At 36.9% G+C, this 17,877-nt stretch carries 15 protein-coding genes; 6 read left to right on the forward strand and 9 right to left on the reverse strand.

Translation table 11 applies throughout. From position 1 onward, the window contains the following. Nucleotides 1–88 precede the first annotated feature (88 nt). Together ACWIW0_RS00240 and ACWIW0_RS00245 are read left to right on the forward strand one after the other, a co-directional pair. Complete coding sequence (locus ACWIW0_RS00240) at nucleotides 89–535, forward strand: TPM domain-containing protein (protein WP_454451717.1); 447 nt, start codon at nucleotides 89–91, stop codon at nucleotides 533–535. Next, a complete protein-coding gene (locus tag ACWIW0_RS00245) occupies nucleotides 532–1,305 on the forward strand; it encodes a TPM domain-containing protein (RefSeq protein ID WP_454451718.1) in 774 nt (257 codons plus the stop codon). The genes ACWIW0_RS00240 and ACWIW0_RS00245 overlap by 4 nt, the downstream gene beginning before the upstream one ends. 52 nt (nucleotides 1,306–1,357) lie before the next feature. Here the strand turns inward: ACWIW0_RS00245 and upp are convergent, their stop codons facing one another. The 6 genes from upp to rpmE all read right to left on the reverse strand — a co-directional run bounded on the left by upp (nucleotide 1,358) and on the right by rpmE (nucleotide 6,024). Beyond that, nucleotides 1,358–1,984, reverse strand: coding sequence for a uracil phosphoribosyltransferase (gene upp / locus ACWIW0_RS00250; RefSeq protein ID WP_454451719.1), 627 nt, complete (start codon nucleotides 1,982–1,984; stop codon nucleotides 1,358–1,360). A gap of 60 nt (nucleotides 1,985–2,044) precedes the next feature. After that, nucleotides 2,045–2,932: an HTH-type transcriptional activator IlvY gene (gene ilvY / locus ACWIW0_RS00255; RefSeq protein ID WP_454451720.1), complete on the reverse strand. Its 888-nt coding sequence runs from the start codon at nucleotides 2,930–2,932 to the stop codon at nucleotides 2,045–2,047. Next, the gene (locus tag ACWIW0_RS00260) at nucleotides 2,913–3,923 is read right to left on the reverse strand and encodes a capsular polysaccharide synthesis protein (protein ID WP_454451721.1); all 1,011 of its coding nucleotides are present in this window, start codon (nucleotides 3,921–3,923) and stop codon (nucleotides 2,913–2,915) included. The genes ilvY and ACWIW0_RS00260 overlap by 20 nt, the downstream gene beginning before the upstream one ends. Continuing rightward, nucleotides 3,916–4,974 carry a glycosyltransferase family 4 protein gene (locus ACWIW0_RS00265; RefSeq protein WP_454451722.1) on the reverse strand — a complete coding sequence of 353 codons (1,059 nt, stop codon included), beginning with the start codon at nucleotides 4,972–4,974 and terminating at the stop codon, nucleotides 3,916–3,918. Before ACWIW0_RS00265 ends, ACWIW0_RS00260 begins: the two co-directional genes overlap by 8 nt. A 6-nt stretch (nucleotides 4,975–4,980) precedes the next feature. Beyond that, nucleotides 4,981–5,748, reverse strand: a complete 768-nt coding sequence (locus tag ACWIW0_RS00270; RefSeq protein WP_454451723.1) for a glycosyltransferase family 25 protein — start codon at nucleotides 5,746–5,748, stop codon at nucleotides 4,981–4,983. A 63-nt stretch (nucleotides 5,749–5,811) separates the two neighbouring features. Then, nucleotides 5,812–6,024, reverse strand: a complete 213-nt coding sequence (gene rpmE / locus ACWIW0_RS00275) for a 50S ribosomal protein L31 (RefSeq protein WP_123956433.1) — start codon at nucleotides 6,022–6,024, stop codon at nucleotides 5,812–5,814. A gap of 259 nt (nucleotides 6,025–6,283) precedes the next feature. Between rpmE and tkt the strand changes: the two genes are divergently transcribed. After that, entirely contained in the window at nucleotides 6,284–8,281 is a 1,998-nt protein-coding gene (tkt, locus tag ACWIW0_RS00280; protein ID WP_454451724.1) for a transketolase, read from the forward strand. A 148-nt stretch (nucleotides 8,282–8,429) separates the two neighbouring features. Here tkt and cysI read toward each other — a convergent pair whose 3' ends face one another. The 3 genes from cysI to ACWIW0_RS00295 all read right to left on the reverse strand — a co-directional run bounded on the left by cysI (nucleotide 8,430) and on the right by ACWIW0_RS00295 (nucleotide 13,935). Next, on the reverse strand, nucleotides 8,430–10,181 hold the full coding sequence (gene cysI, locus ACWIW0_RS00285) for an assimilatory sulfite reductase (NADPH) hemoprotein subunit (protein ID WP_454451725.1): 1,752 nt from the start codon (nucleotides 10,179–10,181) through the stop codon (nucleotides 8,430–8,432). Nucleotides 10,182–10,200: 19 nt separating this feature from the next. After that, nucleotides 10,201–12,012 (reverse strand): assimilatory sulfite reductase (NADPH) flavoprotein subunit, encoded by a 1,812-nt coding sequence (locus ACWIW0_RS00290; protein ID WP_454451726.1) that lies wholly within the window; start codon nucleotides 12,010–12,012, stop codon nucleotides 10,201–10,203. Nucleotides 12,013–12,348: 336 nt separating this feature from the next. After that, the gene (locus ACWIW0_RS00295; protein ID WP_454451727.1) at nucleotides 12,349–13,935 is read right to left on the reverse strand and encodes an ABC transporter substrate-binding protein; all 1,587 of its coding nucleotides are present in this window, start codon (nucleotides 13,933–13,935) and stop codon (nucleotides 12,349–12,351) included. Between the two features lie 359 nt (nucleotides 13,936–14,294). Between ACWIW0_RS00295 and der the strand changes: the two genes are divergently transcribed. Genes der through pyrR form a run of 3 tightly spaced genes read left to right on the forward strand, consistent with a single transcriptional unit; the run spans nucleotide 14,295 to nucleotide 17,827 of the window. Then, a complete protein-coding gene (gene der / locus ACWIW0_RS00300; protein ID WP_454451728.1) occupies nucleotides 14,295–15,809 on the forward strand; it encodes a ribosome biogenesis GTPase Der in 1,515 nt (504 codons plus the stop codon). A gap of 60 nt (nucleotides 15,810–15,869) precedes the next feature. Beyond that, nucleotides 15,870–17,300, forward strand: coding sequence for a bifunctional D-glycero-beta-D-manno-heptose-7-phosphate kinase/D-glycero-beta-D-manno-heptose 1-phosphate adenylyltransferase HldE (gene hldE / locus ACWIW0_RS00305; RefSeq protein ID WP_454451729.1), 1,431 nt, complete (start codon nucleotides 15,870–15,872; stop codon nucleotides 17,298–17,300). Further along, nucleotides 17,300–17,827 carry a bifunctional pyr operon transcriptional regulator/uracil phosphoribosyltransferase PyrR gene (pyrR, locus tag ACWIW0_RS00310; protein ID WP_454451730.1) on the forward strand — a complete coding sequence of 176 codons (528 nt, stop codon included), beginning with the start codon at nucleotides 17,300–17,302 and terminating at the stop codon, nucleotides 17,825–17,827. The genes hldE and pyrR overlap by 1 nt, the downstream gene beginning before the upstream one ends. Nucleotides 17,828–17,877: the final 50 nt, after the last annotated feature.

Here is a 17,877-nt window from a genome sequence, read left to right on the forward strand (position 1 = left end):
GATCATCAGATTACGCCCTTTAATCTTTAAGGTTATTTTACAAAAAATGTAAAAATCTAACCGCTTATTAAATAGAAATAGGAAAAGTATGGGATTATTTTCACTTTTTGAACGTAGATTGCCTCTTGATACTAAACAGATCGAAGAGGCAATTTCACATTTAGAGAAAACAACATCGGCTGAATTACGAGTTGTGGTAGAGCGTAAGGCTAAACATAAAAATGCACTTGAAAGAGCAGAACAACTTTTTAATGAATTAGAAATGCATAACACAGCAGAAAGAAATGGCGTATTGCTTTATCTCTCTTTTAAGCCACATTTAATTGCGGTAATTGGTGATGAAGGTATTCATCAAAAAGTTGGAAACTCATTTTGGCAAGGTGTGTATGATTCAATGAAAGCAGATTGTCAAAAAGGGCAATTTACACAAGCTATTTGCGAAGGTATTAAGCAGGTTGAGAACCAGCTTGCACGTCATTTTCCTATTCAGGCGAATGATGTGAATGAATTATCGAATGAGGTGATTATTAAATGAGAAAAAATATAGCTCGCTATGCCATATTATGTGCCACGCTATTTTTTACGTTATTTAGTTTTGCGAATTATCCCGTAGTACCTAAGCCATTTCGCTATGTTTCTGATTATACTCAAACATTGACACAACAAGATCGCCAAACGTTAGAGAATGCTTTAATTGATTATTCATCAAAAACAAGTTCTCAAATTGCCGTTGTGATTGTACCTAGTACAAATGGCGAGGCAGTATCGAGTTATTCACATAACTTATTTAATCAATGGGGAATTGGCAGACAGAAAGAAAACAATGGTGTATTGTTGCTGATTGCGAAAGACGACCGAAAACTCTTTATTGCAACGGGGCGTGGGTTAGAAGCAGCATTGCCTGATGCTATTGCATCTTCAATTATTCGTAATGATATTACCCCTTATTTCAAGCAGAATTTATATGCTCAAGGTATTGCTAAAGGGCTATCTTCAATCATTGCTGCAACGCAAGGAGAATATGCCCCTGCTGTGGAAGAAGAAACCCAAAACTTATTTGGGTTAGATGATGAACAGATATTTTTTATCATTGCTATTGCTATTTTCATCTTATTCCAATTTATTGGTCGAGGCGGAAATAGATACATAAGCCCAAGTACCGCAGATAGAATTATTCGTACAGCGAGATCTTCAGGTGGATTTGGTAGCGGGCGAGGTGGTTTTGGCGGAGGCTTCGGTGGCGGTAGCGGAGGCGGATTCGGCGGTGGAAGCTCAGGCGGTGGAGGTGCTGGAGGAAGTTGGTAGCAAATAAGCGGTCTAATTCACTTCTTTTTTTGCAAATAGACCGCTTTAGATATTATTTTGTACCAAATATTTTATCGCCTGCATCACCTAAGCCAGGGATAATATAACCATTTTCATTCAGGTGGCTGTCAATTGAGGCAGTATAAAGCTCAATATCAGGGTGTGTTTCTTCTAATGCTTTAATCCCTTCAGGAGCTGCAACTAGCACTAATACTTTAATATGCTTACAACCAGCTTTTTTGAGTAGATCAATAGTTGCAATCATTGATCCCCCCGTAGCAAGCATAGGATCAACAATGATGGCTAAACGTTCCCCTACATCATTAGTTAATTTAGTGAAATAAGGAACAGGTTCTAATGTTTCTTCATTACGATAGATACCTACTACGCTAATTCTTGCACTTGGGATATGCTCTAATACACCGTCCATCATTCCAAGACCAGCTCTTAGGATTGGGACAACAGTAACTTTCTTACCCTTGATACGATCAATCTCAACAGGCCCATTCCAACCTTCAATTGTTACTTTTTCCGTTTCTAAGTCTGTCGTTGCCTCATAAGTAAGTAAGCTACCAACTTCTGTTGCCAATTGACGGAAATCTTTTGTATTCACATCAGCTGCACGCATTAAGCCAATTTTATGTTTAATAAGCGGGTGTTTAACTTCAATAACTTTCATTTTTTATCCTCATTATTATTTTGAAGTGGTACTATTTTAGCAGAAATTTGGTGATTTCTTTTAATTTAGATCAGATAACAATGCCCAAAATGCCTGAATTATCGGCTCTTGTAAACGCCTTTGTTGTACACAAATACCGAGTTCAAAAGGTTGAATAGGGAGCGTTAAATTAAAATAAGAAATTTGGTTGCTAACAGGGCTATGTTGCACGACAACATCAGGTAAGAGAGCAACACCACAACCAACAGCGACCATAGGCACTATCGCCTCGTGCCCTTCAACTGTTGCATAAATTTTCGGTTCTTTGATTTTTTGCAATTTAAACCAGTGATCTATCCGCTTACGAGCTGGCCCCTCTACGGGTAAGATAAAAGGTACATTCTGCCAATCAATTGGCGATTGTTGTAATAACTGTGTTGCAGGACAAGCTATTCTAGGCACAATGAGTGATAAGGTAATATCATCGATAAAATGGAAAGCAATATTAGGAGGCAGTATTTCTGGCTTACCTGTTAAAGATATATCTGCCTGTAAAGATTGTACGCTATGTAATGCCTTAGCGGGATCGCCCGTACTTAGTACAATTTCAATTTTAGGGTAGCGTTTACGAAATTTTTCTAAGATAGTCGGTAGATGGCTATAAGCTGCAGTAACAGAGCAAAATAATTTTAGCTCCCCTTCTAGCTCTTTCTGATGGGGTGATAACTCACGCTGTATTTGTTGCCAATTTTCCCAAGTTTGTTTGGCAAAAACAAGAAAACGTTGTCCTGCATCTGTTAAGCAAACTTGACGATTATCACGCAAAAAGAGTGGCTGCCCAATCTCGTCTTCCATTCGCTGAATTTGACGAGAAAGGGTTGATGCACTCATATGATTCTTTTCTGCGGAGCGAACAAAACTTTTTGTTTGGACTATATCAAGAAAAAGTTTAAGGTTTTGGAAGTTCATTAGTAATAAATTCTTTCTTTAAGTAGGAAAAATAAGAATGATTGTTATACTTCTTGATATAAGTTAATTTATGTATACTACTTAATTTCGTTATATTTAAAAAATCATCTTTGTTAAATTCATCATATATCTTATTTTGTAACAGATGTGGTAAAGCGTCATCTATTCTAAGCATATCTCTAGTTGGTTTATGATGAGATATTATGTATTCAAATAATGTCTGAAAAAAGAAATAGTGTGGGATTTTTTCCTGTGTTTTCCAGAAATATAGCAATAGATCCAAAAGGATCTTAATTGTTTCCGTTTCAGGTTTAGATATAATAAAACTATTTAAACATCGAACTTTATGCTTTGAAGAATATGAAAAATAAGAGTCATATTTTTTCCATTTATTCTTATAAGGGGAATTTTTATCTCGATAGAACATAAAAAAATCTTGTTCTTTTAATTTGTCGGGAATTGGTGATGTTGTAATAATAGTGGCATCAGCCCATATTCCACCGTAATTTTTTAAGAGAGCTAATCTAAGAAGATCGGAAAAAAACGCATACTTAAAGTTGTTATTCTTTCTTTTTTCATAAATAAAATCAGGGAATTTAATATATTCCTTTATATTCTGATCATTAAGGCGAATGACAGTATAGTCCCCTTTATATTTGTCTACTGAATTAAAACTCATTTTAACAACTTCGGGTAAATCCTTAAACTCTGTTGTTTGTCCCCAATATTGCCATATAATCTTTTTACCTATTAGCTCTTTTTTTTGAGGAATAACCTCAAACTTTTCTAGGTTATTAGAATGGTATAAGTTATACAATTTACCCCAACTATTATAGATTAGTTCCTGTTTATTATAATCTAGATTATTTTCAATGCTTTTCCTAATAAATCTAGGAAATAGACCACGATAGATGATTCTATATGGATATTTGTGATTAAGAAAATGTATGATTTTATTACTTATAGTATCTACATAAAATAAATTATTCATTGTTTTTCCTTAAAGACATTATTAAATTTTTTAGTATATTTATGTGATTGGTTAGCGTTGGATCGTAATTAAGAACTTTATAAGGTTCTAGAATTCTATGTGTATTATTCTCTCTATGTTTTATAGAGTTACTTATTGCATTATCTAACGATAACTTATCATTTTTTCTAAAAGATAAGTTTAGATCATCATCTAATGTTTCAAGGCAAGCCATATTTTTTGAAAAAATAATTGGTGTACCAGATAAAATAGATTCAATACCAACTAAACCAAAAGGTTCATAAATTGATGCCATTATAGTAAAATCCGCAGCTCTATATACTTCAGGCATATCATTACGATAACCCAAATAGCGTATATTTTTTGTTTCTTCTATGGGAGAACCCACTACTACAAGTTTTATTGGAAGAGTAGTATTTTCAAAAAATTTTTTTAATTCTTGAAAACCTTTCCGGTAGTGTCCTGTTGATGGAAATAAATAGATAATTTCATTTTCTGCAAACCCTAATTTTTTTCTTAGCTTATCTCGTTCAAAATCTGAAATAGTATAGAATCTTTCAGTATCGACAGGGGGATATATAACCTTTATTTTTTCTTGGTCAATATTATATAATTCTATCAACTCATTCTTCATTAAATCTGAATGAGCAATAATTAATTTTGCTTGTTCAAAACATTTTTGTTCGTTAGCAATTTTGAATCTATCAATAAATGTTGGTTTCTTATTTATTGCTCTGAGGTACCCTTTATGTTGCCCGCCACAAATAGTAATATCGTTATAAGTATGGGTCATAGAGAGAATAATTTCATCACTCTTCTTATGTTTTTTTATGAAATTGGATAGAAAAGGTAACCTTAGTTTTTTAGGAATAAAACTCAAATTTATTTTTTTAGGTGTAATAAGTTTATATTCTTCAAGTTTGGAATCAAAATATGTTGAATAGACATTACATTTTATACCTTGTTGGTAAAAGCCATTTATGATATCTAATACATATCTTTCACTTCCACCACCTTTTTTAAATTTAAAACAAGCAATCGAGATATTCATTTTATGTTACCTACTACATAGCAAATATTTCTTTTTATTAATTTTATCTATAATTGTGTAGTATTCTCTTCTTAGTTTCTCTAATAAGGTTCTTTTTTGCTTATCTTTTAATGATTGAATATCACTTTTAATGGTAGTATTTGGTTTAACACAAGCTGGGTGTACACAAAATAAATTTACTTTATGCTCCCAAAATCTATCCATAGAGATATCAACTTCATAAACCCATTCTTTTTCATAATGGTTAATTAGTTTTCTCGCTGCATTAGGGGTAATAAAGTAGCCACTAGTATTTCCAAAAGAAATATTCACTTTAGATATAACAGCATTGTTTATTTTTACAACAGGGTTTATATTTAATGTTTTAAAGGTAGGAGGAGAAAACCAAAAGAAGTCGAAATTATTTTGTTCTGAATATGTAAATTGATAAGCATCTATAAAGTTATCTTGCAGTAAAGAATCATCTTCTAACACAATAATGGATTGATTTAATTCAACACATTTTTCCCATAAAAGATAGTGACTTGCCCAACAACCAAGCTGAGACAGGCTCATATAATTACCCTTACGAGTAAAGCGTTTTTGTTTATTATATTTTTTAAAAAGGTAGAAATCAGGATTATCATTACCATTGATTGCCGAGAAAAAGTTATACTGAATAGGGTATTGTAATTGTTTATTGAGTTGCTCAAACTGGCTGATAATTGCGTTTTTTCGTTCTACTGACTTAGCTAAGTTGATAACAAAAATGGGGGTTGAATTGATATTTTGCATATTACTATTCCGCATAGACAAAACCCCACAACTGTGGGGTTTTTAAATTTAATCATTAGTTGATTATTTTTTGCTTGGAATGCTGAAACGTTTGTTAAAGCGTTCAACACGACCACCAGTATCAACAACACGTTGTTTACCAGTGTAGAACGGGTGGCAGTTGCCACACACGTCTAAGTTTAAATCTTTACCCACTGTTGAGCGAGTTTTAATTACGTTACCGCAAGAACAAGTTGCAGTAATTTCTACATAGTTAGGATGAATACCTTGTTTCATTATGGAAAACCTCTAAAGAAGCCATATCGCCATCAGAGCATACAACTTAGCTGTCTGATACCATATGTATGAATATTCGCTGAGAATCTCAGCACCAAAAGAGCAAGCATTTTACTCTAATTTTTTCTCAAATTCAATCATCGTTATTGTGAAATAGATCACATTTTTAGGCTGATATAAATAGGGAGCTTTATCGAAAAATAGTGTAGAATCGCTCCAAATTTTTTATGCTTTCTAAATTACATTTTAAGGAGTCAAAATGACAGAACGCAAAGTTTTAGCCAATGCAATTCGTTTTTTATCAATGGATGCCGTTCAAAAAGCTAATTCAGGGCACCCTGGAGCCCCAATGGGAATGGCGGATATTGCCGAAGTATTATGGCGTGATTTCCTTTCACATAACCCAACTAATCCAGCTTGGACAAACCGTGACCGCTTTGTATTGTCAAACGGACACGGCTCAATGTTAATTTATAGCTTGTTACATTTAACAGGTTATGATCTTTCAATTGAAGATTTAAAACAGTTCCGTCAATTACACTCAAAAACACCAGGTCACCCAGAATATGGCTATGCACCAGGGGTAGAAACCACTACTGGTCCATTAGGTCAAGGGATTACTAATGCTGTGGGAATGGCATTAGCAGAAAAAACATTAGCCGCACAATTCAACCGAGAAGGACACGATATTGTAAACCATTATACTTATGCTTTCCTTGGTGATGGTTGTTTAATGGAAGGCATTTCTCACGAAGCTTGTTCATTAGCGGGAACGTTAGGATTAGGTAAGCTGATCGCATTTTATGATGATAATAATATTTCTATTGATGGTCATGTTGATGGCTGGTTCTCTGATGATACCGCATTACGCTTTGAATCCTATGGTTGGCAAGTTATTCGCAATGTAGATGGACACGATGCAGAGCAAATCAAATTTGCGATTGAAAATGCACAAGCAGAAACAGAGCGTCCAACTTTAATTATCTGTAAAACTATTATTGGTTATGGCTCACCAAACAAATCAAATTCTCACGATTGTCACGGTGCACCTTTGGGTGATGCTGAAATTGCAGCAGCTCGTGAATTCTTACAATGGGAACACGCACCATTTGAAATTCCAGCAGATATTTATGCTAAATGGGACGCCAAAGCGAAAGGACAAGTGGCAGAGAAAGAGTGGAATGCAAAATTTGCTGCTTATCAAGCCGCTTATCCAGATCTTGCGGCAGAATTTGAACGCCGTGTAAATGGTAACTTACCAACAAATTGGGCGGCGGAATCACAAGCATTTATCGAGAAGCTACAAGCAAACCCAGCAACCATTGCAAGCCGTAAAGCATCTCAAAATGCGATTGAGGCCTATGCACATATTCTTCCTGAATTTTTAGGTGGCTCAGCGGACTTAGCAAGTTCTAACTTAACATTATGGTCTGGTTCTAAACCAATTCGTGCAGATTACAATGTTGATGGCAACTATGTAAACTATGGCGTGCGTGAGTTTGGTATGTCTGCCATTATGAATGGTATTGCATTACACGGTGGATTTATCCCTTATGGTGCAACATTCTTAATGTTTATGGAATATGCACATAATGCTGTGCGTATGGCCGCATTGATGAAACAGCGTGTTCTTTTTGTTTATACCCACGACTCTATCGGCTTAGGTGAAGATGGTCCTACTCACCAACCTGTTGAGCAAACATCAGCTTTACGTCTAATTCCAAATTTAGATACTTGGCGACCTTGTGACCAAGTCGAATCAGCAGTTGCGTGGAAAGCGGCAGTTGAGAAGAAAACTGGTCCAAGTGCATTAATTTTCACACGTCAGAACTTAGCACAAATGGAGCGTAATGCAGAACAATTAGCGAATGTTGCTCGTGGTGGTTATATCTTAAAAGATTGTGATGGCACACCAGAGCTTATCTTTATCGCAACGGGTTCTGAAGTCGAGCTAGCAGTAAAAGCAGCGGAAGTCTTAACTAGTGAAGGGCGTAAAGTGCGTGTGGTATCTATGCCAAGTACCAATGTATTTGATGCTCAAGACGAAGCATATCGTGAGTCTGTATTACCAAGTTCAGTTACTAAACGTGTTGCGATTGAAGCTGGTATTGCAGATTTCTGGTATAAATATGTTGGATTTGGTGGTCGCATTGTCGGAATGAATAGTTTCGGCGAATCTGCCCCAGCTGGTGAATTATTTAAACTCTTTGGCTTTACCGTTGAAAACGTAGTCGCAAAAGCAAAAGAGATTTTATAAAGGGTATTTTAAATAAAATAGAGTTGCTAATAATTTTAGAAAATAATTATTAGCAACTATTTTGTCTATTACACCCCTTTTGTTCGTTATACCTTAAAGCCACTATGGTTTATAGTAAATCATAGTGGCTTTTATTGACTTAAATGAACTAATTGACTACCCAGAAATCTTTAGGTGCATCGGTTACTGGGGCAATGATACCCGCTCGGATAACATAATCACCAAAAGATTCTGTTTGATGCTCTCGCTCTACTGCCCAGCGTCCAATAAGTACATCAAGTTCATTGATGATCTGTTCTAGGGTAATGTTTTCTCGATATAAACGTGGAATTCGTAATCCTTCACGATCACCGCCAATATGTAGATTATAACGACCAATCGCTTTTCCTACTAAGCCAATTTCCGATAGCATTGCTCGTCCACAACCGTTTGGACAACCTGTAATACGTGTAATAATGTAATCATCAGACACATTATGTTTTGTCATCAATTTATCCAATTCAGTCACAAAATCAGGTAAAGCACGCTCTGCTTCAGCCATTGCAAGCGGGCAAGTTGGGAAAGATACACAAGACATTGAGTATTCACGCTGTTTTGTGACTTCAGGGCGAATTAGGCCATACTGACGGGCGATACTTTCGATTTGTGCTTTATCTTCTTCTGCAACATTCGCAATGATAATATTTTGGTTAGCCGTAATTCTGAAATCACCTTTGTGTACTTTGGCTAGTTCTAGCATTCCTGTCATTAACGGTAAATGTGGTTGGTCTGTGATTCGCCCACTTTCAATAAAGCAAGTTAAATGCCATTTGTTGTCGATACCGTGAACCCAGCCAATGCGATCACCTCGTTCTGTAAATTTGAATGGGCGAGTAGGCTCAAATTTTATGCCCATTCGTTTCTCAACTTCTTGGCGGAATCTATCTAGCCCCATATTTTGAATTGTATAGCGAGTACGGGCATTTTTGCGGTCGTTGCGGTTACCAAAATCACGTTGTGTCGTTACAACAGCTTCGGCTGCATCTAATGTCTTATCTAAAGGAACATAACCTAATTCTAAAGAAACATTGGGATAGGTTTTGGTATTACCATGTTCAAAAGAAAGTCCGCCACCAACAAGTACATTAAAGCCTGCAAGTTGCCCATTTTCGTCTTGAATAGCAATGAAGTTCATATCGTTACCATAAACATCAACATCATTTAATGGTGGAATTGCAACTGCAGTTTTGAATTTGCGTGGTAAGAATGTTTTTCCTAGAATCGGTTCTTCTTCTTTGAAAAGATCATCTGAACTTTCTACTTTTTTGCCATCGATCCAAACGTCTAAATAACCCCTTGAGCGTGGTAATAAATGTTCGGAAATTTTCTTAGCAAATTCATAAGCCTGTTGATGTAATTCTGATTCAATTGGGTTTGAGGTACATAATACATTGCGGTTCATATCTGCTGCGGTAGCGATTGAGTCTAAGCCAATGCTATGTAATAAACGGTGCATTGGCTGTAATTTGCCTTTGGGTACGCCGTGATATTGGAAAGTTTGGCGGTTAGTCAGGCGGATAGATTGATAGTAAGTATGCTCACGTGCAAATTTATCAATTTCAATCCATTGGTATGGTTGAATAATGCCACCTGGCAAACGACAGCGTAGCAACATAAATTTAAGTGGCTCTAATTTTTCTTCTAGGCGTTCCGCTCGAATATCTCGGTCATCTTGCTCATACATTCCGTGAAAGCGGATAAGTTGGAAGTTATCGCCTTTAAATCCACCAGTTAAAGGGTCGGCTAAATCATCTAAAATAGTACCACGCAAAAAGTTACTTTGTGATTTTAAACGTTCATTATCAGAGAGTGGCTTAGTTTGCCACTCTAGTAATTGTTCTTCTTTTTTATCTTTGCTCATTTTTAACTCCCACATTTATTTAATAAACATCACGCTGATAGCGTTTCTGCTCTCGCATTTCATTTAAAAATTCTTCAGCATCTTCGCTAGACAGTTTTCCTTGTGTTGCAATGACTTCTAATAACGCATTCTCAACATCTTTTGCCATACGGCTAGCATCGCCACAAACATAGATATAAGCACCTTGCTGAATCCATTGCCAGACTAATTCAGCTTGTTCTAAAATTTTATGCTGTACATAGATTTTTTGCTCTTGATCTCGAGACCAAGCAAAATCATATTGGTGTAGAAAGCCATCTTTTACGAATTGTTGCCATTCTGTCTGGTATAAGAAATCTTGCGTAAAGCGTTGGTTACCAAAAATCAACCAGTTTTTCCCTTCTGCTTCTTCAGCGGCACGTTGTTGGACAAATGCTCGGAAAGGGGCAATGCCTGTACCTGAGCCGATCATTATGATAGGTTTACTCGGATCATTTGGTAGGCGGAAATTCTCATTTTTTTCGACAAAGACACGCACAGAGCCTTGTTCTTCTGCGCGATCTGCTAAGAAACTGGATGCAGCACCACTACGTAGTTTTCCATTATGTTCAAAACGAACTACGCCAACGCTAAGATGTACTTCTTCTCCCACTTCAGCTTGAGATGATGAAATCGAATATAGACGTGGCGCAAGCGGTCTTAATAAGCTAATAAATTGTAATGCAGTTAATTTCTTAGTTGGGTAGTCATTTAATACCGCAACTAATGGTGTATTTTGTACATAGGCATTAAATTTTTCATTATCTTTAATAAGAGTGCTTAACTTTCTACTTCCTGATAATTCAGCATATTGTTTGACAAATGTAGGAGTATTTTGTGTGAGTTCAAAATGCTTTTGAAGTGCTTGGGAAAGGGATAATGTTTTGCCTGCGACTTCAACATTTTCATCGGGATTAAGGTGTAATGTGCTGATAATTTCAGCAACTAAAGCTGGATCATTTTCAAACCAAACCCCTAACGCATCACCAGCGGTATAGCGTAATCCTGAGCCAGCAAGATCAAGTTCAATGTGACGAACATCTTTTTCTGCCTGACGAGCCGTAATTTTTTGGTTGGTGAGCAGTGGGGCTTCAAAAGGGCTTTCTTTCGTGTAAATAGATATACTTTCAGATGCTGAATTTACTGTTTCAGCAATTTGTACACTAGGCTGTGCTTGGCTGTTTTTTTGTTTTAGTAAGCTAACAACTTGTTCAATCCATTGTTCTGCGGTTGGTGCAAAATCTAAATCGGCATCGACACGATCTAATAATCTTTTACCTCCTAATTCTGCAAAACGTTGATCAAAATCTTTGCCCGCTTGGCAGAATTTAGGATAGGAACTATCACCTAATCCAAGTACAGCAAACTCAAGATTATTTAGATTAGGGGCTTTTTTTCCATTCAATAATTTAAATAGCACAACCCCTTCTTCTGGCGGTTCACCTTCTCCTTGAGTTGATGTAACTAAGAATAAATGACGCTCTTCGGCAATAGTTTTAGCTTTATAATCTTTAGCTGAAACTAATTTAGCCTGAATACCTTCAGTGTTCAAACGTTCTGCTAATTTGCTTGCGACACTTTTGGCATTGCCTGTTTGAGAAGCAGAAAGTATCGTAACAGATAACGGTTCAATAACTGTATTGACACTAGTTTCATTCGCTTGCGGTAGATTAGCATTTAGAGAACTACCTTGATTTTTGGCTTTTGCCCAACAAAAACCAGATAACCACGCTAACTCTAGGCTATCAAGTTCAGATAAAAATTTGGCCGTTTCAGGTGGAAAAGAAAAATTCTTCAGATTGTCATTACTCATATTATTCCCCACATAAAAAATTAAGTCGGCTATTTATAATAGGTAAATGAAGGTGTGAAAAATAATAAGGAAATATAGTTTAGAGTTTTTTGGAATAAACCCACATAAATAGAAGAAATTCCTGAAATATTGCTAAGTTATTGATAAACATTCTTATTTATGGGGTGGTTTTATGATGTCTAGATATAACATAAAGCGATTTGTTATATTTTATATTTCTGCTCTCTTACTGATATAAGAGAGCAGATATGTACTATTCACATTAAATTCTATTATTGTGTAAGGGGGATTATATTAGTACACTCCCAAATTATGTAGAACTAGCCACATACTACACTAATTTTGTGTCAATTTTTCTAAGAAGAAACGGCGTTCAAAAGGATCTACTGTGACATTTTTAATCTCTTTATGTGCCACGACATTCTGCTGATAGTACACAACAGGAATAATCGGTAATTCATCGTGAATAATTTGGCTAACCGTTTGCTTTAACGCTTTCGCTTTTTGTGGATCACGTTCAGTTTCCAGCTGTTGCAACGCATTATCAAGAGTTGAATTAGACCAATTCATCACGCCCCAATCACTGCCATTTTTAGCAAAATCTTGCACAATAACCCCAAATGGGTCGAGCGTTTTACCATAATTCAAGGCATATAATGCCATCTCTAAGCTACCATCTTGATGTCCTGCTGGGATTTCACTGAAATTCCCGACTGAAACATTCACATCGATCCCAATTTGTTTCCATTGTGCCTGTAAAATCGTGGCAATAATCGGTAATTCAGGGCGATCTGAGAAGGTGCGTAAAGTAAAGCTAAATGGCTTGCCGTCTTGGTTTAAAAGTTTACCTTCAGCATTAAATTGATAGCCCGAAGCGGTGAGATTTTCCTTAATTTTTGCAATATCTGCGGTTCTCTCTTTTGCATCAATTCGCCATTCCGCAAAGGCTTTCGGTAAGATTTGATCTGCCACACCATCTTCAATTTTTAGTACAGATTCTGCAATACTTTTACGATTGATCACATCACTTAACGCTTGGCGGATTGCAAGATCATTAAAGAATGGTTTCGCAACGTCCATTTTTAGCTGTATGGTTCGAGCTATTGAAACACTGGTTAAATGCAGATTCGGATCGTTTTTCAAACGTTCCACACTTGCGGTATCTAAATTGAAAACCAGTGATGATTTATCACTTTGAGCCATCAACATTCGAGTTTCACTACGGCTACTCGCTAAATAATTGGCTTGAGCAAGTTGTGGTTTCTCACCCCAATATTCATCAAAACGAGCCGTTTCAATTTTTTGTGGTGCTTCAATTTTAGTTGCTTTAAATGCCCCTGTTCCAATTACTTGGGTAACTTCACCTTTCTCATTGTAAGACTCATCTGCCAAAACAATTGCAGTATAGTGAGTTAAGAATGCTGGAAATGGTACAAAAGGTTTAGTTAATTCAATTTCAATATGATGCGTATCCGTTGCACGAATTTCTTTAATAAAGGCTTTTTGTAAAATTCCTGGCTTCGCTAAAGCGATATTAAGGCTTTTCGCAACACTTTCCGCAGTGAGAGGCTTGCCGTTATGAAATTTAACATCTGATCTTAAATTAAAACGCCAAATTGTTGCATTCTCATTGCTTGACCACGATGTTGCTAAACTTGGGACTAATTCACCTTGTAAATTAGCTTCAACGAGTGTTTCTGCAAGGTTCATTCGCTGGAAGATTACTCCCGTTTGGTTCGGATCTAGACTGTTGATCTCCCAAGGGGCAACGACTGTTGCTAAGGCTAATCCTTGATTTTCAGTCGCTTTAACCGTTGATTCTGCTGGTGCTTTTACTGCGGTTTCCATACTATTTCCTTGAAAATACTGTACAGCGAGTGCCACAATGCCACCAATGGCGAATGGAATAAGAAATTTTTTCATACTTTCCCTTAAATTAATTATGGTTTTTAAAAGCGCTATTCTGCCATAAAATTCCATAAAAAAATAATGGAATTTTGCAAGTGGTTAAAAAAATTACAAAAAGATAATGACTTGTGTATAAGTGATGATTTGTGAAAAGTTGAGTATTATTGGGGCAATTATGGTTGAACAAATACAGAAATTTTTCTCACTTTGAAAATTAGTCATACTACTGCTCTAATGAGGGAAGGCTCTTTTTAAAAGAATAGTTGTTTCATTTAGACGTTTTTCATTTCAAATTCGCCCTTATCCCCGATTTACGTTATAATGCCAACATTTTTTGCAAATTGTTGCAAACCGAATTTTTATTGAGGTTTTTTATGACTCCAGTTGTTGCCCTTGTTGGCAGACCTAATGTAGGTAAATCTACATTATTTAACCGTTTAACTCGTACTCGTGATGCGTTAGTGGCGGATTTTCCTGGTTTAACTCGTGACCGTAAATATGGTCAAGCAAATATTGCTGGCCACGACTTTATTGTGATTGATACGGGCGGTATTGATGGCACAGAAGAAGGCGTAGAAGAGAAAATGGCAGAACAATCGCTATTGGCGATTGAAGAAGCTGATGTGGTTCTCTTTTTAGTTGATGCTCGTGCTGGTTTAGTCCCAGCGGATATTGGTATTGCACAATACTTACGCCAACGTGATAAAACTACGGTGGTCGTTGCCAATAAAACTGATGGAATTGATGCTGATTCACACATTGCTGAATTTTATCAATTAGGATTAGGCGAAGTAGAAGCGATTGCCGCAGCACAAGGGCGTGGTGTTACACAACTTATTGAGCAAGTGCTTGCCCCTTTAGCTGTTCAGATTGAAGAACAAGCGGTCGGTTCTGATGAAAATTCTGCAAATGAAGAAACAGATGAGTGGGATCACGATTTTGATTTTGAGAATGAAGAAGATACCGCTTTACTTGATGAAGCTTTAGAAGAAGATAGCGAAGAAGTTGATGATAAGAATATCAAAATCGCCATTGTGGGTCGCCCAAATGTAGGGAAATCAACCTTAACTAACCGTATTTTAGGCGAAGAGCGTGTGGTTGTGTACGATATGCCGGGAACAACTCGTGATTCCATTTATATTCCAATGGAACGTGATGGACAGCATTACACGATTATTGATACGGCAGGGGTTCGTAAACGTGGTAAAGTACATCTTGCTGTTGAGAAGTTCTCGGTGATTAAAACCTTACAAGCTATTCAAGACGCGAATGTCGTATTGCTCACTATTGATGCTCGAGATGGCGTTTCGGATCAAGATTTATCTCTACTTGGCTTTATTTTAAATGCGGGCAAATCGTTAGTGATTGTAGTGAATAAATGGGACGGTTTATCGCAAGATATTAAAGATAATGTGAAATCTGAGCTTGATCGCCGACTAGATTTTATTGATTTTGCACGAGTGCATTTTATCTCTGCATTACACGGTAGTGGTGTAGGTAATTTATTTGAGTCTATTCAAGAAGCCTACCAATGTGCAACGAAGAAAATGACGACATCAATGCTTACTCGCATTTTACAAATGGCAACAGATGAACACCAACCGCCATTAGTAAATGGTCGCCGAGTGAAGTTAAAATATGCTCACTCAGGTGGTTATAATCCACCGATTATCGTGATTCACGGTAACCAAATTGAGCGATTACCAGACTCTTATAAACGTTATTTATCTAACTATTTCCGTAAAAGCCTACGCATTATCGGTTCGCCAATTCGAGTGCTATTCCAAGAAGGGAATAACCCGTTTGCAGGAAAACGTAATAAATTAACGCCAAGTCAGCTACGTAAGCGTAAGCGTTTGATGAAATTTATTAAAAAGAATCGAAAATAGTCTGTACGGTGGGCGGAATAGTCGCCCGCTTAATTTAGGTAAACCATTTGTGTGGAAACTATGATGATGCAATATTCTTCTCAATTTAATCAGGCTAAAGTACTGGTGCTTGGCGATGTAATGTTAGATCGCTACTGGTTTGGTGCAACAAATCGTATTTCTCCAGAAGCACCTGTACCAGTGGTAAAAGTACAACAAAATGAAGAGCGTGCAGGTGGTGCGGCAAACGTAGCAATGAATATTGCGAGTTTGAATGTGCCTGTTACGTTGCACGGTTTAATCGGACAAGATGATGCTGGGCAAGCCTTAGATAAACTACTGAATACCCATCAAATTAAAAATCAATGTGTTGCATTAGATAGCCACCCAACAATTACAAAATTGCGTATTTTGTCACGTCATCAGCAACTATTACGTTTGGATTTTGAAGAAAATTTTCACAATGTAGATAGTCAGCCACTACTTGCAAAATTAGCAGAAGAAGTAGCCGCTTATGGTGCATTAATTTTATCTGATTATGGGAAAGGTACATTAGATTCTGTTCAACAGATGATTCAAATTGCACGTAAAGCGAATGTCCCTGTTTTAATTGATCCAAAAGGTACAGACTTTGAACGTTATCGTGGTGCAACTTTGCTTACACCCAATATGGCAGAGTTTGAAGCTGTCGTTGGACATTGTGCTACCGATGATGAAATTGTTACAAAAGGCTTAAAAATGATTGCCGAATATGAACTATCGGCATTACTTGTTACTCGTTCAGAAAAGGGAATGACCTTACTTCGACCAAATCACGAAGCTTTCCATTTACCGACCCAAGCCAAAGAAGTGTATGATGTAACAGGAGCTGGCGATACGGTAATTAGCGTACTTGCAACAGCGATTGCAGACGGACGCTCATTGGAAGAAGCTTGTTATTTAGCGAATGCAGCCGCAGGCATCGTGGTGGGTAAACTAGGTACATCAACAGTAACCCCAAGTGAATTAAAGCAAGCTATTCATCAGCGTACAGAAACAGGCTTTGGTGTGGTCAGTGAAGATCTTTTAAAAACGATCGTCAAGCAAGCCAAACAGCGTGGCGAGAAGATTGTAATGACAAATGGTTGTTTTGATATTCTCCATCCAGGACACGTTTCTTATTTAGAAAATGCCCGTAAATTAGGTGATCGTCTCATTGTGGCAGTGAATACTGATGAATCAGTGAAACGTTTGAAAGGAGAATCTCGTCCTATTAACTCACTTGATGCTCGAATGGCGGTGTTAGCAGGGCTTGCTTCAGTGGATTGGGTTGTACCTTTCAGTGAAGATACACCACAACGTTTAATTGGTGAGATTCTTCCTGATTTATTAGTTAAGGGTGGTGATTACAAGCCTGAAGAGATTGCTGGTAGTAAAGAAGTTTGGGAAAACGGTGGAGATGTTCGTGTACTTAACTTTGAAAATGGTTGCTCAACCACTAACGTTATTAAGAAAATTCAAGGCACGTTATAATGGAAAAGATCATCATTGATACAGAGCAATTTCAACGCACGATTTCACGCATTTCACATCAGATTATTGAGAAACACGCAAGTTTTGATGATATTGTACTGGTTGGTATTAAAAGACGTGGTGCAGAGATTGCAGGAATGTTGCAAAAAAGGATCTTTGAATTAGCTCATATTAATTTACCGCTAATGGCATTAGATATTACCTTTTATCGAGATGATCTTGATCAGGCTAATACTGATCCAATTTATGCAGGGGTGGATAATCCGATCCCTATTGAAAATAAGAAAGTGATCTTAATTGATGATGTGTTATTTACAGGTCGGACTATTCGTGCTGCCCTAGATGCCTTGCTAGATTTGGGTAGAGCATCTAAAATTGAGCTTGTGATTTTTATTGATCGTGGGCATCGAGAATTGCCGATACGAGCCGATTATGTAGGAAAAAATATTCCAACTTCTCGTTCTGAAAGCATTCAGGTGAGAACAGAACATTATGACGGGATCAATCAGGTAGTGCTTTTACAATAAACTCATATTTTGATTGAACCTTTAAACAAAAGCTAATTCTAATTAGCGTA

Source organism: Ursidibacter sp. B-7004-1, assembly GCF_053654055.1.

Coding starts and splice junctions, on each gene's coding strand:
- hldE (WP_454451729.1), top strand. CDS start 15,870: ATGATGATGCAATATTCTTCTCAATTTAATCAGGCTAAAGTACTGGTG.
- upp (WP_454451719.1), bottom strand. CDS start 1,984: ATGAAAGTTATTGAAGTTAAACACCCGCTTATTAAACATAAAATTGGC.
- cysI (WP_454451725.1), bottom strand. CDS start 10,181: ATGAGCAAAGATAAAAAAGAAGAACAATTACTAGAGTGGCAAACTAAG.
- ilvY (WP_454451720.1), bottom strand. CDS start 2,932: ATGAACTTCCAAAACCTTAAACTTTTTCTTGATATAGTCCAAACAAAA.
- ACWIW0_RS00270 (WP_454451723.1), bottom strand. CDS start 5,748: ATGCAAAATATCAATTCAACCCCCATTTTTGTTATCAACTTAGCTAAG.
- der (WP_454451728.1), top strand. CDS start 14,295: ATGACTCCAGTTGTTGCCCTTGTTGGCAGACCTAATGTAGGTAAATCT.
- ACWIW0_RS00265 (WP_454451722.1), bottom strand. CDS start 4,974: ATGAATATCTCGATTGCTTGTTTTAAATTTAAAAAAGGTGGTGGAAGT.
- ACWIW0_RS00240 (WP_454451717.1), top strand. CDS start 89: ATGGGATTATTTTCACTTTTTGAACGTAGATTGCCTCTTGATACTAAA.
- ACWIW0_RS00290 (WP_454451726.1), bottom strand. CDS start 12,012: ATGAGTAATGACAATCTGAAGAATTTTTCTTTTCCACCTGAAACGGCC.
- rpmE (WP_123956433.1), bottom strand. CDS start 6,024: ATGAAACAAGGTATTCATCCTAACTATGTAGAAATTACTGCAACTTGT.
- tkt (WP_454451724.1), top strand. CDS start 6,284: ATGACAGAACGCAAAGTTTTAGCCAATGCAATTCGTTTTTTATCAATG.
- ACWIW0_RS00260 (WP_454451721.1), bottom strand. CDS start 3,923: ATGAATAATTTATTTTATGTAGATACTATAAGTAATAAAATCATACAT.
- pyrR (WP_454451730.1), top strand. CDS start 17,300: ATGGAAAAGATCATCATTGATACAGAGCAATTTCAACGCACGATTTCA.
- ACWIW0_RS00245 (WP_454451718.1), top strand. CDS start 532: ATGAGAAAAAATATAGCTCGCTATGCCATATTATGTGCCACGCTATTT.
- ACWIW0_RS00295 (WP_454451727.1), bottom strand. CDS start 13,935: ATGAAAAAATTTCTTATTCCATTCGCCATTGGTGGCATTGTGGCACTC.